General features: G+C 72.6%; 9 protein-coding genes. 3 read left to right on the top strand and 6 right to left on the bottom strand.

The features are described from left to right. Positions 1-4: 4 nt before the first annotated feature. Entirely contained in the window at positions 5-532 is a 528-nt protein-coding gene (locus EAT51_RS09260) for a tetratricopeptide repeat protein (protein WP_130517209.1), read from the bottom strand. Then, complete coding sequence (mrcB, locus tag EAT51_RS09255) at positions 529-2958, bottom strand: penicillin-binding protein 1B (RefSeq protein ID WP_228257870.1); 2430 nt, start codon at positions 2956-2958, stop codon at positions 529-531. Before mrcB ends, EAT51_RS09260 begins: the two co-directional genes overlap by 4 nt. A 97-nt stretch (positions 2959-3055) precedes the next feature. Between mrcB and EAT51_RS09250 the strand changes: the two genes are divergently transcribed. Then, a complete protein-coding gene (locus EAT51_RS09250; protein WP_130517205.1) occupies positions 3056-5161 on the top strand; it encodes a glycosyltransferase in 2106 nt (701 codons plus the stop codon). Between the two features lie 63 nt (positions 5162-5224). Here the strand turns inward: EAT51_RS09250 and EAT51_RS09245 are convergent, their stop codons facing one another. The 3 genes from EAT51_RS09245 to EAT51_RS09235 all read right to left on the bottom strand — a co-directional run bounded on the left by EAT51_RS09245 (position 5225) and on the right by EAT51_RS09235 (position 10238). After that, positions 5225-6085 carry an EcsC family protein gene (locus tag EAT51_RS09245; RefSeq protein ID WP_130517203.1) on the bottom strand — a complete coding sequence of 287 codons (861 nt, stop codon included), beginning with the start codon at positions 6083-6085 and terminating at the stop codon, positions 5225-5227. 2 nt (positions 6086-6087) lie between these two features. Beyond that, the gene (locus EAT51_RS09240) at positions 6088-7689 is read right to left on the bottom strand and encodes a hypothetical protein (protein ID WP_228257869.1); all 1602 of its coding nucleotides are present in this window, start codon (positions 7687-7689) and stop codon (positions 6088-6090) included. 377 nt (positions 7690-8066) lie between these two features. Continuing rightward, on the bottom strand, positions 8067-10238 hold the full coding sequence (locus EAT51_RS09235; RefSeq protein ID WP_130517201.1) for a RelA/SpoT family protein: 2172 nt from the start codon (positions 10236-10238) through the stop codon (positions 8067-8069). Between the two features lie 225 nt (positions 10239-10463). Between EAT51_RS09235 and EAT51_RS09230 the strand changes: the two genes are divergently transcribed. After that, positions 10464-12215 (top strand): chloride channel protein, encoded by a 1752-nt coding sequence (locus tag EAT51_RS09230; RefSeq protein WP_165421951.1) that lies wholly within the window; start codon positions 10464-10466, stop codon positions 12213-12215. A gap of 172 nt (positions 12216-12387) precedes the next feature. On the opposite strand, the gene hrpA is transcribed toward EAT51_RS09230, so the two are convergent. Beyond that, positions 12388-16572, bottom strand: coding sequence for an ATP-dependent RNA helicase HrpA (gene hrpA, locus EAT51_RS09225; protein WP_130561541.1), 4185 nt, complete (start codon positions 16570-16572; stop codon positions 12388-12390). A gap of 84 nt (positions 16573-16656) precedes the next feature. On the opposite strand from hrpA, the gene EAT51_RS09220 reads away from it, so the two are divergent. Next, positions 16657-17205, top strand: a complete 549-nt coding sequence (locus EAT51_RS09220; protein ID WP_130517195.1) for a Dps family protein — start codon at positions 16657-16659, stop codon at positions 17203-17205. The last annotated feature ends 53 nt before the right edge of the window (positions 17206-17258 follow it).

The raw sequence follows: 17258 nt of genomic DNA, 5'->3' as shown, positions 1-17258 counted from the left end.
CCGCTCACATCCGGTCGAAGCCGGCCACAGTGCAGGCCGCGATCTGGGCGTGCGCCGAGGCGGCGTTCTGGGTCTCGCCGCGGGCGATCTGCGACTGCTCGATGGTCGACCAGTGGCGCCGGCACAGCGGGCCGGTCTTCGAGCCCAGCGACAAGGCCTTGCGCGCCAGGGTCTCGGCGCGCTCCCAGTCGCCCAGGGCCAGGGCGACCTCGGCCCGCTCCTGCAGCACGGCCGGGTCGTCCGGGCTGATCAGCAGGGCCTGGTTGAGCGCCTCGGCCGAGGCCTGCCAGTCGCGGCGGCGCTGGGCGGCGACCGAGGCCTCGCGCAGGTCTTCGACCTGCGGGTCGCGGATCGGCTGCACGTCCAGCTCGCGGTCGTCGGTCTTGGCCACGGCCAGCACGGCGTTCAGCGCCTGGGTCGGGGTCAGGCGCGGCGGCGCCGGGGCGGCCGGCGGCGGCGGCGGTTCGGTCACGCAGGCGGCCAGCGGCAGCAGCAGCGCGCAGGCCAAGGCAAGACGGCAGGGACGGGTCATAGCGGGCTCGTGGACGGCGGCGGCGGGGTCGGGGTCGGCAGTTCGCGGGCCGGGGTCTCCGGCTCCTCCTTGGGCGGCAGGCCGAACCAGCGCCGCCAGCCGCCGGACTGTTCCTCCGGCGTGGAGAACTGCTGGCAGGCCTGGTACGGCGGCGCGTGGCCGGCCACGAACGGGAAGCGGCGCGCGCCCGGGCAGCTGGCGTCGGTGGCGGCCGAATCGGCCACCCACTGCCAGTCCAGGCCCTGGCTGGAGACCTGCAGCGGGGCGCTGGGCAGGCGCGAGAAGATGCCCGACCAGACCTTCATCGCGCCAGTGGCGCCATACAGGCCGGTCTCCAGGTTCTGGTCGTTGCCCATCCACACCACGGCCAGGTGATCGCCGGTGTAGCCGGCGAACCAGCTGTCGCGGCCATCGTTGCTGGTGCCGGTCTTGCCGGCCGGCGACAGCCGGCCCAGGCCGTCGCTGAGCAGCTGGCGGCCGGTGCCGTCGGTGACCACCGCCTGCAGCGCCACGGTGACCAGGTGGGCGGCGATCGAATCGCCCTCCTGCGCCTTGGCCGGGGTCTTGTCGTAGCGGTTGAGCACCCGGCCCTGGGCGTCGATCACGCCGCGCACGGCGTGCAGCGGCTGGATCTGCCCGCCGGAGGCCAGGAACTGATAGGCCTGCGCCATCGCATACGGGCTCTGGTCGGTCGCGCCCAGGATCAGTGAGGGGTTGGGCTCGGCCTCGACGCCGGCCAGCACCTTGAGCAGGTCGGCCACGCGCTGCGGGTCGACCTTCAGGCCCACGCGCACGGTGGCCTGGTTGTAGGAATGGGCCAGCGCGTCGATCAGCCGCACCCGGCCGTGGCTGCGGTTGTCGGAGTTGGACGGGCTCCAGCTCCGGCCACGACCCAGCGGCACGGTGATCGGCTCATCGTCCACCCAGCTGGCCAGCGACCAGGTGTCCGGCTGCGACAGCGCCAGCAGGTAGACGAAGGGCTTGATGATCGAGCCGACCTGGCGCTGGGCCTCGACCGCGCGGTTGAAGCCCGGCACGGCCACGTCGCGGTTGCCGATCACCGCCAGCACGTCGCCGTTGTGCGTGTCGGTCAACACCAGGCCGGCCTGCAGCGGCGGGCGCTTGCCCTTCTGCAGCTGGTCGATGGTGCGCTTGACCGCGCCTTCGGCGTAGGCCTGGGCCGAGGGCGACATGCCGGTCATCACGGTCAGGCCGGCGCCCTGCAGGGCGTCGGACGGATAGTCGTGGGCCAGCTGGCGGCGCACCAGGTCCACATAGGCCGGGAAGCGGTTGGCCGCGGTGATGCCCGGGTCGGTGGTCACGCCCAGCGGGGCCTTCACCGCGCGGTCGAATTCCTTCTGGTCGATCAGCCTGGTCGCCAGCATGCGGCGCAGGGCCAGGTCGCGGCGCTCGCGGGCGCGCTCGGGATGGCGGCGCGGATCGTAGTAGGACGGGCCTTTGACGATGCCGATCAGCAGCGCCATCTGCTCGGTGGACAGGCTGTCCAGATCGCGGCCGAACCAGAACTCCGAGGCCGCCGACACGCCGTGGATCGCCTGGCTGCCGCGCTGGCCCCAGTACACCTGGTTGAAGTAGGCCTCCAGGATGGTGCGCTTGTCGTAGCGCGCCTCCAGGATCAGCGCGTACAGGATCTCGTTAAACTTGCGGCCCACGGTCTGCTCGCGGCCGATGCCGAGCAGGCCGCTGCGGGCCAGCTGCTGGGTCAGCGTGCTGGCGCCCTGGCGCACCTGGCCGCCGCTGCTGACGAACTCCCAGCCCGCGCGCGCGATGCCGGACAGGTCGATGCCGTGGTGGGTGGCGAAGTCGCGGTCCTCGACCGCCTGCAGGCCGGTGACCAGCAGTTCGGGCACGTCCTCCAGCCGCACCAGCCGGCGCTCTTCCTGCTGCTGGCCGTAGAGGGTGGCGATGCGCGCCGGGTCCAGCCGCGCCGAGCGGATGTTGCGGCCGCGGGCCAGGTCGCGCAGGCCCTGCACCTCGCCCGCCGACAGCGTCACCTGGATGCGCGTGGCCGGGATGATGTAGTCCACGTCGGTGAAGCCGCGGCTGGCGATGGTGAAGCGGTTGCCGTCGCGCGCGTAAGTGCCGGGCAGCTGGCCCTTGCCGTCGTCCTGGTAGGAGGCCGCGTCCAGCTCGGTCTTGAGCGTGGCCGCGTCCAGCGCCTCGCCCTCGGCCAGCGGCAGCGGGCGGGCGTAGACGCGGGTGGGGATCTGCCACTGCAGCGCGCCGAAGCGCTGGCTGACCTGGTGGTTCAGGTAGGCCACGTACGGAATCATGAAGCCCAGCCCAAGCCCCAGCAGCGCCAGAACGGCGGTGATCAGGCGGCTGCGCCAGGCCGGGGGGGCCGTTGTGGCCTCGTCGTGCTCGTCGTCGTACGCCTCGTCGGCGTCGTAATCGTTGCGGGCCACAGGTGGTGCGACAATGAAAAGGACAGGAGAGTCTAGCGCAGCCCCGCACGCGGCCGGCCGCGCGGCCTTCCGCCCGATCAGCCGGAGTTGAGTTCTGATGAGGATGTTGTGGGATGAGGCGCGCTTTGCCTGGACGCGCGCGGCCTCCACCCTGCGGCGCGTCATCGCCAGCGCGCGCAGCCGCGGCCTGGCCCCGACCGCCCGCCGCGCCTGGCAGCGCCTGGCCGGCGCCCTGAACCGCCCCGCCCCGGCCCGGCCGCTGTGGCTGCCGGCCTCGCAGCCGTTCTCGCCCTTCGCCGTGCCGGCCGCCGAGGCGCCGCTGGCCAGCCTGGTCATCCCGGTCTACGGCCAGCTGCAGATGACCCTGGACTGCCTGCGCGCGCTGGCCGCCCGGCCGCCGGCGCTGCCGGTGGAGATCATCGTGGTCGACGACGGCTCGCCCGACGACACCGCCGCCTGCCTGCCGCAGGTGCAGGGCCTGCGCTACCACCTGCGCCCGCGCAACGGCGGCTTCATCGCCGCCTGCAACGACGGCGCGGCGCTGGCGCGCGGACGCTACCTGGTCTTCCTCAACAACGACACCCTGCCCCAGCCCGGCTGGCTGGAGGCGCTGCTGGGCACCTTCGACACCCATCCGGGCACCGGGCTGGCCGGGGCGAAGCTGGTCTATCCGGACGGCCGCCTGCAGGAGGCCGGCGGCGTGGTGTTCGCCGATGGCTCGGCCTGGAACTACGGCCGCTTCGACCCGCCCGACGACCCGCGCTATGACTATGTTCGCGCGGCCGATTACCTCTCCGGCGCCGCGGTGGCGATCCCGCGCGCGCTGTTCGAACAGGTCGGCGGCTTCGACACCCGCTACGCGCCGGCCTATTACGAGGACACCGACCTGGCCTTCGCCGTGCGCGCGGCCGGCCGGCGCGTGCTGTACCAGCCGGCCTCGGTGGTCGTGCACCGCGAAGGCGCCACCGCCGGCAACGACACCGGCAGTGGCATCAAGGCCTACCAGGTGCGCAACGCCGCCGTGTTCGCCGACAAGTGGCAGGCCACGCTGCAGGCCCATCCGACCCAGCGCAGCGAACCCTCGCCCGCCAGCCTGCACGCGCACCAGCGCCAGGTGCTGCTGATCGATTCGATGACGCCGCGGCCGGACCGCGACTCGGCCTCGCTGCGCCTGGTCAACCTGATCGCGCTGCTGCAGGAGGAAGGCGCGCACGTGGTGTTCGTCGCCGCCGACCTGGCCCATGTGCCGGGTTATACGCAGGCGCTGCAGGCCATGGGCGTGGAGGTCTGGTACGCGCCGTTCGCCACGGCCCTGCCGCGCTTCCTGCGCCAGCACGGCGCGCGCTTTACCACGGCGATGGTGTGCCGCCACTACGTGGCCGACGCGGTGGTGCCGCTGCTGCGCACGCATGCGCCGCAGGCCAAGGTGGTGTTCGACACCGTGGACCTGCACTACCTGCGCGAGCAGCGCGGCGCGCAGACCGGCGGCGATGCGGCCATGCTGCGCCAGGCGCAGGCCACCCAGGCGCGCGAACTGGCGGTGATGGCCGCGGCCGACACCACCGTGGTGGTCAGCCCGGTCGAGGCCGAGGAACTGGCGCGCGTGGCGCCGCAGGTGCGCGTGGAGATCCTGTCCAACCTGCATCGCCCGGCCACGCCCGGCGGTGCGTTCGAGGACCGCGCCGATCTGCTGTTCGTCGGCGGCTTCCACCACCCGCCCAATGTCGATGCGGTGGTGTGGTTCGGCGAGCAGGTGCTGCCGCTGATCCTGGCCCGCGCCCCGCGCCTGCGCCTGCACGTGGTGGGCATGGACCCGCCGCCGCAGGTGCGGCGCCTGGCCGGCGCCCATCTCATCGTCCACGGCCACGTGCCCGACCTGCAGTCGCTGCTGGACACCAGCCGCATCGCGCTGGCGCCGCTGCGCTTCGGCGCCGGGGTCAAGGGCAAGGTCAACCAGGCCATGGCCCACGGCCTGCCGGTGGTGGCGACCTCGATCGCGGTCGAAGGCATGCACCTGCGCGACGGGCTGGATGTGCTGGTCGCCGACACGCCCCAGGCCTTCGCCGACGCCGTACTGCGCCTGGACGGCGACGCCGCGCTGTGGCGCCAGCTGTCCGACAACGGGCTGGACAATGTGCGCCGGCACTTCTCGCTGGACGCGGCGCGCGCGACGGTGAGGCGGCTGTTTTTGGAGCAGGAGTGAGGGGAGATGAGTGAGTGAGCGAATGCAGGCGCTCGCTTCCGCTCACGCCTCACTTCTCTTCGCTCACTCCTCCATCAGTCGCGCCAGCGCCTCATACGCCACGCGCACCGTCTCCGGGCCGTGCAGGCGTTCGAGGCGGCGGACGACGAAGTGGCCGCGGGCCATGCTCTGGAAGTGGTCGGTGAACACGGCGTTGACCGTCGCCCCGCCCAGCGCGCCCAGTACCGGCATCCACTGCGCGGCGGCCTTCTCGCTGACCTGGATCGAGTAGCGCTCGGCGATCGCCTTGACCAGGCCGACCAGCACCGGCGCGCCTTCCTTCTGCAGGCCGTGGCGGGCCACGTGCGTGGCCGCGTCGGCGACCATGCGGCTCATCGCCTCGCGCGCGGCGTAGTAGCCGACCTCGGTCGCGTCGTCGGCCGACGACGGCCCGCCCATCGCCAGCACACGCACGCATTCCAGGCGCACGGCCGGGTCGTTGAGGTCGGCGCCCTCGCTGCGGGCGATGTCGGCGATGGAGCGCAGCATGATCGTGGTGGTCAGCGGCAGCTCGATCGCCAGCGCGGTCAGGCCGAACGCGCCGCCGAACGCGCCGGTGGCCGAGGTCGCGCCCAGGTGCCACCAGTCCGAGGACTTGCGCGCGCCTTCGGCCGGCACGCGCGTGTCCAGCGTGGTCAGCGACAGGCGCAGGGCCGCGCCGATGGCCTTGCGTGTGGCCGCGGCGATCAGCGCATGGGCCCGACGCGGCAGGAAGCCGACCAGCCGCTCCACCGGTGCGCCGACCAAGTTGGCCACGCGCGCGCCGAAGCTGGGGTGTTCCAGCCTGCGCACGGCCTGGCGCAGCTGTTCGAGCTCGTGCGGGCCGAGCGTGCCGGCCTGGCCTGCCGGGATGAGTTCGCCGACCAGCGGCTGTGCGCGGGCCATGCTCAGCCGCCTCCGGCGCGGGCGTGGGCGATGCGCGCGGCGAAGTCGGCCAGCCCCGGCGCGCTGCGGTCCAGGCCGCGGGCGCGCTGCAGGGCCTCGCTGGCCACGCCCAGCTCGCCGGCGCCCAGGCGCTCGCTGCCGATGTCGATCCAGCGCATCGCCAGCTGCCGGCGCGCCGCCGCCAGGCTGGCATCGCCCGGCGCCATCGCCTGCCAGGCGTCCAGGCAGGTCTGCGCGGCGCGCACGCGGTTGGCGGCCAGCGCGCGGCTCACGCAGCCCTGCACGTTGGGCAGCAGGCGTTGCGCGGCGCGGCGCACGGCCGCGTCGTCCGGCGCCAGCGCCTGGGCGGCGCGCAGCTTGTCGTAGGCGCTTTCGCCCGGCGGGTCGACCCAGTCGCCGCGGGCCTGGGCGCGTTCGGCCTCTTCCAGCAGGGCGATCACGCGGCGCTGGCGCTGCGGCGAGGGTGGCGCGGCGTGCTCCATCCGCGCCTGGCTGCGCTGGGCGCGCTCGATCGCGCGCGTGGCCTCGGCCACGGCCGACGACTGCGGCGCCAGCGCGCGGGCCTGGGCCAGCGCGGCGCGCGCCTGCTCGAAATCGAAATCCGCCGCCTGCCGCTCTGCGTCCTCGGCGTAGGCCCGGGCGACCTGCTGCACGCCACTCGTGGCGGCGGCATCGCCGGGCGCGGCGGCGAGGACGGCGCGGTAGCGCTCCAGCGCCGCTTCCAAGCGGCCGCGGCGCAGATCGGCTTCGGCCTGGCGACGCTGATCGTCCAGGGCGCGCGCCAGCTGCGCGCGCGCGGCCGGCAGGTCGAAGTGGCCGGCGTCGAAGCCGCGCACCTGCTCGATCAGCTGCGCGCCCTGGGCCAACTCCCCGGCGGCCAGTTCACGGCGCGCCTGCTGCAGCTGGTCGGACAACAGATCCTCGCGGCCCTCCAGCGCGGTGGTGTTGTCCGGCTGCAGCGCCAGCACGCGCTGGAATAGCGGCAGCGCGGCATCGTCGCCACCGACGATGCGCCCGGCCGCACGCGCGGCCACGGCCTGGGCCAGCAGCGTGCCGATACCTGCGGCGCGGGCCTCGCGCTGGCGCAGTTCGGCCGCGATCGCGTCGGCGTCGGCGCGCGGTACCTGCAGTTGGCGGGCCAGGTCCAGTGCCGCGCCCGCACCTGCGAGGTCGCCTGCATCCAGCGCGGCGCGCGCCTGACCGATCGCGGCGCGACCGACGCGGGCCAGGCCGTCGCGTGCCTCGCTGCGGTCGTTGTCCAGCGCCAGCGCGGCCTCGAAACGCTGGCGCGCGCCGCTGCCGTCCGGCGCGCTCAGCCGGCCCTGTTTGAGCGCCGCCTCGCCCTGGTCGAGCAGGGCCTGCACGCGCGTGCCTTGCCAGAGCCGATCGGCGATCGGCTGGCGCAGCGCCACCGCCGCGACCAGAAGCGCGAGCACGGCCGCACCCAGGATCCACGGCCAGCGCCGGGTCTGGCGCGGAACCGGCAGCGGGCGCACGCGATCCGGCTCGCCTGGCGTGGCCTGCCAGTCGATGCGCGGTTCGATCCTGCCGTCAGGCAATCGGTCGTGCGGCTCCATCACGCGCGGCAGTATCCGCCAGCCCACGTGACAAGCCGTTCCCTATGCTGAACGGCAGATTTGCGGGAGAAGGCGGGGCACCGAGATCCACCGTCATTCCCGCGAACACGGTGGATCCAATGCCTCTCGCGCTGCGTGCACAAGGCTGGGTTTCCTAAGTCCACGGGAACGATGATCAAAGAGGTCATCTGCCCCTCCCCTTGCCCGCGCGGGCAGGGGGAGGTTGGGAGGGGGTGCTTTTCGCGCGGCGCCTGAAGTGCAAGAGCAAAAAAGCACCCCTCCCCAGCCCTCCCCTTCGTGCTACGCACGAAAGGGCGGGGGCCTAAAGCTGCGGTGGAACAGCTGCGCGGCGGCGCAGCCGGAGGCGCGCTTCCCGTGTGGCAAAAGCGCTTTGAAAGCTGCGCTCAGCCGGCGCGACGCGCGTCCTGCACGCCGGGCAACGCGTCCAGCTTGCCCAGCAGGGTGGAAAGCTGACCGTAGTCGGAGACCTTCAGCCTCAGCCGGAAGCGGATCTTGCCGGCGCCGCCGGCGCTGTCGCTGTGGATGTCCAGCACGTGCGCATCCTCCTGCGCGATCAGCGTGGTGATGTCCTTGAGCAGCCACTTGCGGTCGATGGCGCTGATCAGCGCATCGACCTCGTAGCCGCCGCCGGCCACGCCCCACTCCACCGGCAGCACGCGCTGCGGATGCTGGGCGGCCAGCCGGCGCAGCGCGGCGCAGTCGCGCCGGTGCACGGTGACGCCGCGGCCGCGGGTGAGGTAGCCGACGATGGGTTCGCCGGCCACCGGCTGGCAGCACTTGGCCAGCTGCACCAGCAGATTGCCCACGCCCTGCACGGTGAAACGCGACTTGTCCGCGCCGGGGGCGCGCTGCACGGGGCGGCGGATCGGATTCTGCGGCGGCAGCGGGCCGTCGCCGGCCTGCGCACGCTGCTCTTCCTGCAGCGCACGGGCGACCTGGCTGGGGCCGGTGTCGCCCAGGGCCACCTGGATGTACAGCTCCTCGGCGGTCTCGGCGCGGAACTTGCGCAGCGCCGGTCCCAGGTCCAGCTGATGCAGATGCAGGCGCTTGAGCTCGCGCTCCAGCAGCTCCTTGCCGGCGGCGATGTTGCCGGCGCGGTCGAGCTTGTGGAAATACGCGCGCACCTTGTCGCGCGAACGCGCGCTGGCCAGAAAGCCGTTGGCCGGCAGCAGCCAGTCGCGCTTGGGCTCGCCGGTCTTGGCGGTCATGATCTCCACGCGGTCGCCGCTGCGCAGCACGTGGCCCAGCGGCACGATGCGGCCGTTGACCTTGGCCCCGCGCGTGCGGTGCCCGACCATGGTGTGCACGTGGTAGGCGAAATCCAGCACCGTGCCGCCGCGCGGCAGGTCGATCACTTCGCCCTTGGGCGTGAGCGTATAGATGCGGTCCTCGGCCAGCTCGGCGGCGAACTCCCCGCCCAGCGCGGCCTCGGCCTTGGCCGTATCGCCCGCTTCGCTGTCGCCGGCATGCTCCAGCAGCCGGCGCATCCAGGCGATCTTGCGGTCGAAGGCGGCATCGCCGCCGCCCTCCTTGTAGCGCCAGTGCGCGGCCACGCCCAGCTCGGCCTGGGCGTGCATCTCGTGGGTGCGGATCTGCACCTCCAGCGCGCGCCCTTCCGGGCCGATCACGGCGGTGTGCAGCGAGCGGTAGTCGTTGGCCTTGGGCCGGGCGATGTAGTCGTCGAACTCCGACGGGATCGGCGTCCACAGCGCATGCACCACGCCCAGCGCCGCGTAGCACTGGGCCACGTCGCTGACCGCGATGCGCACGGCACGCAGGTCGAACAGCTCGTCCAGCGCCACCTGCTTGCGCTGCATCTTCTTCCAGATGCTGTAGATGTGCTTGGGCCGGCCGCTGACTTCGGCGGCGATGTGGTGCGCGGCCAGGGTCTGCCGCAGGTTCGCCTTGACCTGCTCGATGTAGCGCTCGCGCCCGCCGCGCTTGTCGTCCAGCTGCGCGGCGATGGAGCGGTAGGTGTCCGGCTGCAGGTAGCGGAAGGAAAGGTCTTCCAGCTCCCACTTCAGCTGCCAGATGCCGAGCCGGTTGGCCAGCGGCGCATGGATGTCGCGGGTCAGCAGGGCCAGCTCGCGGCGCTGGTCGGCCGGCAGCGTCGCGGCCGTGCGCATGCGCGCCAGCTGCCGCGCCAGCAGGATCGGCACCACGCGCAGGTCGTGGACCATGGCCAGCAGCAGCCGGCGCAGGCCTTCGGTGTTGCGCGCCGAGGCCGGCTCGGCATGCAGCGCCCAGACCTGCGCGGCGGCGGCCTGGCCATCCAGCAGCGCCGGCAGGCCGGGATGGCGCGTGCGCAGCGTCCCCAGCAGCGCCGGCTGCAGGCCCGGCAGGCCGAACAGCAGGGCGGCGCCCAGCACCTCGGCATCGGCGGACAGCCCGGCCAGGGTCGCCAGAGTGTTGGCCAGCACCGGCCACGGATCGGGCATGCCGTCCTGCGCGCCGGGCTGGGCCAGGGCGGGCTCGACCTGGTCGCGCAGGCCGGCGGGCAGCACGGACAGGGCGGCGTCGGAGGCGGACAGCGGCAGCGTCGGTGAAACGGACATCAGGCGTGCACCATCACACGGTGGGGATCGAAGGGTACGACTACACTAACGGCCTGCCCCTCGTTGAAGAACACCCATGCCGCGCACACACCGTGCGATCCGCCCCCGGCGCCCCGCGCATCCCTGCGCCGCGCCGGTCTGCGCGTACACAGGCAGGGACCGTTCGCGTGCGTATTGATGCAAGGCCTCGCCGATAGGCTGCAGCCGCTGGCGCACTGGTGCGGCATGCAGGCGCACCGTCCGCTGGACTGGCTGCGCCGCCAGTTCCGCGCCAGCGACCTGTGGTTCATCGGCCTGGCCGCGCTGGTCGGGCTGATCGCCGCGGCGCTGACCGTCCTGCAGAGCGGCATGGCCCATCGCCTGCAGGCCTGGCTGTACGGCCTGGCGCCGGACCAGCGCCTGAGCATGCTCGACCATGTCAGCCTCAGCCAGCTGCTGGTGCTGCCGCTGGGCGGCCTGCTGGTCGGGCTGGTGACGCTCATCGCGCGGCGGCGCAAGCGCGCGCTGATCGACTCGGTCGAAGCCAACGCCCTGCACGGCGGCCGCATGTCGATGCGCGACAACCTGATCGTCGCCGCGCAGACGCTGCTGTCCAACGGCTTCGGCGCCTCGGTCGGGCTGGAGGCCACCTACACCCAGATGGGCTCGGGCGCCGGTTCGCAGCTGGGCCGCATCCTGCGCGTGCGCCGCACCGACATGCGCACCCTGGTCGGCGCTGGCGCGGCCGGGGCGATCGCCGCGGCCTTCGGCGCGCCGCTGTCCGGGGCGTTCTACGCCTTCGAGATCGTCATCGGCGCCTACGTGCCCTCGGCGCTGGCGCCGGTGGCCGCCGCCGCACTGGCCGGGGCGTTCATGGCCGACACGCTGGGCGCGTCGGCCTATACGCTGCCGGCGGCCACCGCCTACCAGCTCGAGCCGCGCGACTACGCCATCTACATCGCCCTGGGGCTGACCTGCGCGCTGATCGGCATCGCGGTGATGCGGCTGGTGGCCGGGATCGAACGCGGCGTCGGCAAGATCCAGCTGCCGATCTGGGGCCGGCCGGTGATCGGCGGCCTGCTGCTGATCCCGCTGGCGCTGGTCTCGCCGCAGGTGCTGTCCTCCGGACACGGCGCGCTGCACCTGGACATCGGCGGGGACAACACCTTGCAGCTGCTGGCCACGCTGCTGGTGCTCAAGTGCCTGGCTTCGGGCATCTGCCTGGGTTTCGGCTTCCGCGGCGGCCTGTTCTTCGCCTCGCTGTTCATGGGCTCGCTGGTCGGCGCGTTCTTCGCGGTGGGCATGAACCAGCTGGTCCAGGCCTCGGTGGTGGACGTCACCGGCGCGGCATTGGTGGGCATGGCGGCCCTGGCCGCGGCCATCGTCGGCGCGCCGATGACCATGGCCATGCTGATCCTGGAGGGCACCCACGATTTCGTGCTGACCACCGCGGTAATGGTGGCGGTGCTGGTGGCCAACACGGTGGTGCGCCAGGCCTTCGGCTATTCGTTCTCGACCTGGCGCCTGCACCTGCGCGGGGAAAGCATCCGCAGCGCGCGCGACGTGGGCTGGGTGCGCAACCTGTCGGCCGGCAAGATGATGCGAAAGGACGCCAACCACACCCTGCAGGACACCAGCGTGGCCGAGTTCCGTCGCCGCTTCCCGCTGGGTTCGACCCAGCGCGTGGTGCTGGAGGACGAGGGCGGCCACTACGCCGGGCTGGTGCCCCTGTCGACGGTCTACGCCGACCGCGTGCGCGAGGACGCCACCGTGGCGCAGTACGCCCAGCACCGCGACACGGCACTGACCGCCGACACCGACATCGTCTCGATCATGAAGGTCTTCGACGCCACCCAGGCCGACGAACTGGCCGTGGTCGACGACGAGCGCAAGGTACTCGGCGTGCTGTCCGAGAATTTCGTGCGCAAGCGCTATGCCGAGGAGCTGGAGAAGCGGCAACGCGAGCTGATGGGCGAGCGCGTCAGCGGAGATGAGTGATCCCTGGGCGCTGCCGCGCCCCTCCCCCTCCCCCTCCCCCTCCCCCTCCCCTTGCCCGCGCAGCGGGCAGGGGGAGGCTGGGAGGGGGGGCTTTCGCGGAGCGCCTGAAGAGCCAAAGCAACAGCACCCCTCCCCAGCCCTCCCCTTCGCTACGCGAAAGGGAGGGAGCGTGTCAGCGCCCCTGGAGGGCGGCCACGCGCTGGGCCAGCTTCTTCGGGCTGACGCCGCTGCGGGCGCCCAGCTCCTGGGCGAACAGCGACACGCGCAGTTCCTCCAGGTCCCAGCGCAGCGCCTGCCAGTCGTCCGAGGCGGCGCGGCCCAGCGCGGCGGCATCCTCGAGCGCCTGCATGAACGGCACCAGCTCCAGCATGCGCTGCTGGTCGCGGGTCGGATCGCGCTTGGCCCGCTCGGCGCGCAGCTTCATCGCCTTGAGATAGCGCGGGAACTGGGCCAGCGCCGGCGCCGGCGTGTCGCGCAGGAAGCCCGGATGCACCAGCGCGGCCAGCTGGGCGGTGAGATCGTCCAGGTTGCCGCGCGCCCAGCCCATCAGCGGCGCCTCCAGCTCGGGCTTGAGCTCGGCCACGCCGGCCAGGATCGCCTCGGCCAGCTTGAGCCGCTCCATCGCCTCGCCGAACAGCGCCTTGCCGGCCGCATCGCGGCGCTGGGCGAAGCTGCCCGGGTCGCGGATCTCGCCCAGGCCCTCGGCCAGCACCGCATTGAGGGCCGCATCGACGATATCGCCGCGCAGGCGCTCCTGCGACTCGATGGCCGCATACAGCAGCCCGGTCTTGGGCGAGACCGGCAGCTGCTTGCGCGCCTGCTTGACCTTGTCGGCCAGCGCCAGCTCCAGCAGGCGCCGCACGCCGCGGGGATGCGCGGAAGCCGCCTGCGCGCGGTCGGCGAAGATGCGCAGCGCGGCGCTGTCGCCCTCGTCCACCAGCGCCGGATACGCCGGCACGCCGGCTTCGCCGGGCACCTGCAGCGGGATCGGGTCGTGCGGGAAGGCGTGCAGGCCCTCGCTGGCCAGCGCACGCCCGGCGCGCGCGGCGAAGGCATGGCCGGCCTGCGTGCCGAAGCGCTCGCGCAGCGTCTCCAGATCGCGCGAGGACGCCAGCACCTTGCCCTGCTCGTCGCGCAGCCGCAGGTGCATGCGCAGATGCGGCTCCAGCGCGGCCTCGTCGAAGTCCAGCGCGCTCACCGCCACGCCGGTGGCCTTGGCCAGGAAGCGCGCCAGCTCGCCGCGCAGATCGTCGCCGGAGGGCTTGCGATGCGCCTCGAAGAACGCACGGCCGAAGTCCGGCGCCGGCACGAAGTTGCGCCGCTGCGCCTTGGGCAGCGTGCGGATCAGCGCGGCCGCCTTCTCCGCGACGAAGCCCGGCGCCAGCCACGACAGCCGCGCCGCCTCCAGGGCGTTCAACAGGTGCAGCGGCACCTCGAGGGTGACGCCGTCGTCCTCCGCGCCCGGCTCGAAGGTGTAGTGCAGCGGCAGGCGCGCATCGCCCAGCGCGAAGTACTTCGGATAGCGATCAGCCTCGCTGCCCTCGCCGGGCAGCAGATCGGCCAGCGACCAGCGCAGCCGGCCGCGCTTGTCGTCGGGCAGCGTCTTCCACCAGGCGTCCAGGCCTGCGGCCGAATGCAGCTCGCCCGGGATGCGATCCAGATACCAGCGCGCCTGCCAGTCCTCGTCGGCGACGATGCCGGCGCGGCGCAGCTTGGCCTCTTCCTCGTGCGCGGCGGCCAACACCTTGCCGTTGTCGGCGGCGAACGAGGCGCGCGTGTTGATCTCGCCCGGCACCAGCCCCTGGCGCACGAACAGCTCATGCGCCTCCTGCGGCGCGATGCGGCCGTAGTGCACAGGCTTCTTCGGCGCCAGCACCAGGCCGAACAGGCTGATCTGCTCGGAGGCCAGCACCTGCCCCTGCGCGCGCGACCAGTGCGGGTCGAAATGCTTGCGCGCCAGCAGCTGGGGCACCTCGGCGATCACCCAGTCCGGCTCGATCGCCGCGTTGGTCAGGCCCCACACGCGCTGGGTGTCCAGCAGCGTGGCGGTGAGCACCCAGGCCGGCGGCTTCTTGGCCAGGGCCGAGCCGGGGAACAGGTGGAACCGGCGCTGGCGCGGGGCCAGGAAATCGCCCTTCTCGGTGCGATGCCCGACCTGGGTCGGCAGGCCCGCAATCAGCGCGCGGTGCAGCGACTGATAGGCCGCGCTGCGCTCGCGCTCGCTGATCCGCGGCGCGCTGTCGTCCTGCGCCGCGGGCGCAGGCGCGGCCTGGGCCGGCGCTGCGCCCGGCGGCGAGGCCTTGCCCTCGCGCGCCAGGCGCGCGGCGCGATGCAGTTCGCCGCGCGTGGGGCGCGAAGCGGGCTTGCCGTCCTGCCCCAACGGCGCGGCGGGCGAGCCGGCCAGCAGCGGCGCCATCGCGGCGGCGGCCGGCTCCTCGGCCCAGCCCAGTTCCTCGCACAGCACCCGCAGCTGGCGATGCAGCTCGCGCCACTCGCGCATGCGCAGGAAGCCCAGGAAGTGGCGCCCGCACCAGTCGCGCAGCTTGGACTGGGTCAGCTCCTCGTGCGCCTGCGCATAGCCGTCCCACAGCCGCAGGATGCCGACGAACTCCGAGCGCGCATCGGCGAACTTGGCATGCGCGTTGTCGGCCGCCTCGCGCGCCTCGGGCGGGCGCTCGCGCGGATCCTGGATCCCCAGGAACGCGGCGATCACCAGCATCGGCCGCAGGCAGCCGTGCGCCTGCGCGGCGACCAGCATGCGCGCCAGCTTCACGTCCACCGGCAGGCGCGCCATGCGCCGGCCGACCTCGGTCAGCTTGCGCAAGCCGTGGCGGTCGGCCTCGGTGACCGCGCCCAGCTCGACCAGCTGCTGCCAGCCATCGGCGATGGCGCGCTCGTCCGGCGCCTCCAGGAACGGGAAATCCTCGATCCGGCCCAAGCCCAGCTGCAGCATGCGCAGGATCACGCCGGCCAGCGAGGAACGCCGGATCTCCGGGTCGGTATAGCGCGGACGCGCCTCGAAATCGGCCTGCGCGTACAGGCGCACGCAGATGCCTTCGGCCACGCGCCCGCAGCGGCCCATGCGCTGGTTGGCGCTGGCCTGGCTGACCGGCTCGATGTGCAGGCGGTCCAGCTTCTGCCGTGGGCTGTAGCGCTTGACCCGCGCCAGGCCGGGATCGACCACGTAGCGGATGCGCGGCACGGTCAGCGAGGTCTCGGCCACGTTGGTGGCCAGCACGATGCGCCGCTGCGCGCCGGGATTGAACACCGCGTCCTGGTCCTTGGCCGACAGCCGCGCGTACAGCGGCAGCACCTCGGTGTGGCGGTACTTGCGCCGTTCCAGCGCCTGGTGCGCATCGCGGATCTCGCGCTCGCCAGGCAGGAAGATCAGCACGTCGCCGCGCGCGTCTTCGCGGGTGATCTCGTCGACCGCCGCGACGATCGCCTCGTTGACGGTGAGGTCGGGAGTGGGGATTCGGGAGTCGTGATTGGCGGAAGCACGGGATGTCGAGCGCTCGCGGGCATCCGCGGTCTCCAATCCCGAATCCGCACGCTCCACTCCCGGCTCCGCCAGGGGGCGATAGCGCACTTCCACCGGGAAGGTGCGCCCTTCCACGCTGACCACCGGCGCGTCGTCGAAGTGCGCGGCGAAGCGCGCCGTGTCGATGGTCGCCGAGGTGACGATGACCTTCAGGTCGCGGCGCTTGCGCAGCAGCTGCTTCAGATACCCCAGCAGGAAGTCGATGTTGAGGCTGCGCTCGTGCGCCTCGTCGACGATGATCGTGTCGTAGTTCGACAGCCAGCGGTCGCTGGCGATCTCCGCCAGCAGGATGCCGTCGGTCATGAACTTGATGCGCGTGTCGTCGCCGACGTTGTCGTTGAAGCGCACCTGGTAGCCAACCGCGCCGCCCATGGGCACCTGCAGCTCCTCGGCCACGCGCCGGGCCACCGCGCGCGCGGCGATGCGGCGCGGCTGGGTGCAGCCGATCATGCCGGCCGCGCCGCGCCCGGCCGCCAGGCACAGCTTGGGTAGCTGGGTGGTCTTGCCCGAGCCGGTCTCGCCAGCGATCACCACGACCTGGTGCTGGCGGATCAGCTCGACGATCCGCTCGCCCTCGCGCGCGATCGGCAGCGCCTGGTCCAGGGTCACCGCCGGCAGGTTGGCCGCGCGCGCCTGGCAGGCGGCCACCGACTCGGCCAGCGCCTGGCCGAAGCGCGCGCACAGCTGCGCGTCCTCCGGCGCGGCCTTCCAGCGCGACCACAGGCCGTGCAGGCGGCCACGGTCGCGGCTCAGCGCGCCATCGATGGCGCGCCGCGCGGCGTCGGGCTGGGCGGGAAGCGGGGCGATTGAAGCCATGAATCGTTCTGCGTGAATCTTTTGATTACCAATCTTCATCTGCGGCGTTTATTGTGACGCATCGCCACTGATGAGGAGTTGCACATGGCCAAGACCAAGACCAAACCCGCCACCAAGAAGAAGGGCACGCCGCTGGCCGCCGCCGCGCCGAGCGCCCCGCGTGTGGATATCGGGATCAGTCCGGCCGATCGCAAGGACATCGCCGCCGCCCTGTCGCACTACCTGGCCGACGCGTACACGCTGTACCTGAAGACCCATAACTTCCACTGGAACGTGACCGGGCCGATGTTCAACTCGCTGCACCTGATGTTCGAGACCCAGTACACCGAACAGTGGGGCGCGCTGGACGAAGTCGCCGAGCGCATCCGCGCCCTGGGCTACAACGCGCCGGGTTCGTACCGCGAGTTCGTCGCGCTCAGCTCCATCCCCGAGGAGGCCGGCCTGTCCGACAGCGCCGACTGGAAGGAGATGGTGCGCCAGCTGGTGGTCGGCAACGAGGCGGTCTGCCGCACCGCGCGCCAGACGCTGAAGACCGCCGAGAACGGCAGCGACGACCCGACCGTGGACCTGATGACCCAGCGCCTGAACACCCACGAGAAGTACGCGTGGATGCTGCGGTCGCTGTTGCAGTAATCCCTTCGGGACTTCGTCCCTGCGGGCTTACCCCAAAGTTTCGCCTTTGGCGA

Origin of the sequence: Pseudoxanthomonas winnipegensis, from assembly GCF_004283755.1 — a bacterium.
Lineage (GTDB): Bacteria > Pseudomonadota > Gammaproteobacteria > Xanthomonadales > Xanthomonadaceae > Pseudoxanthomonas_A > Pseudoxanthomonas_A winnipegensis.
This window is presented reverse-complemented; position numbering and strand designations above follow the sequence as displayed.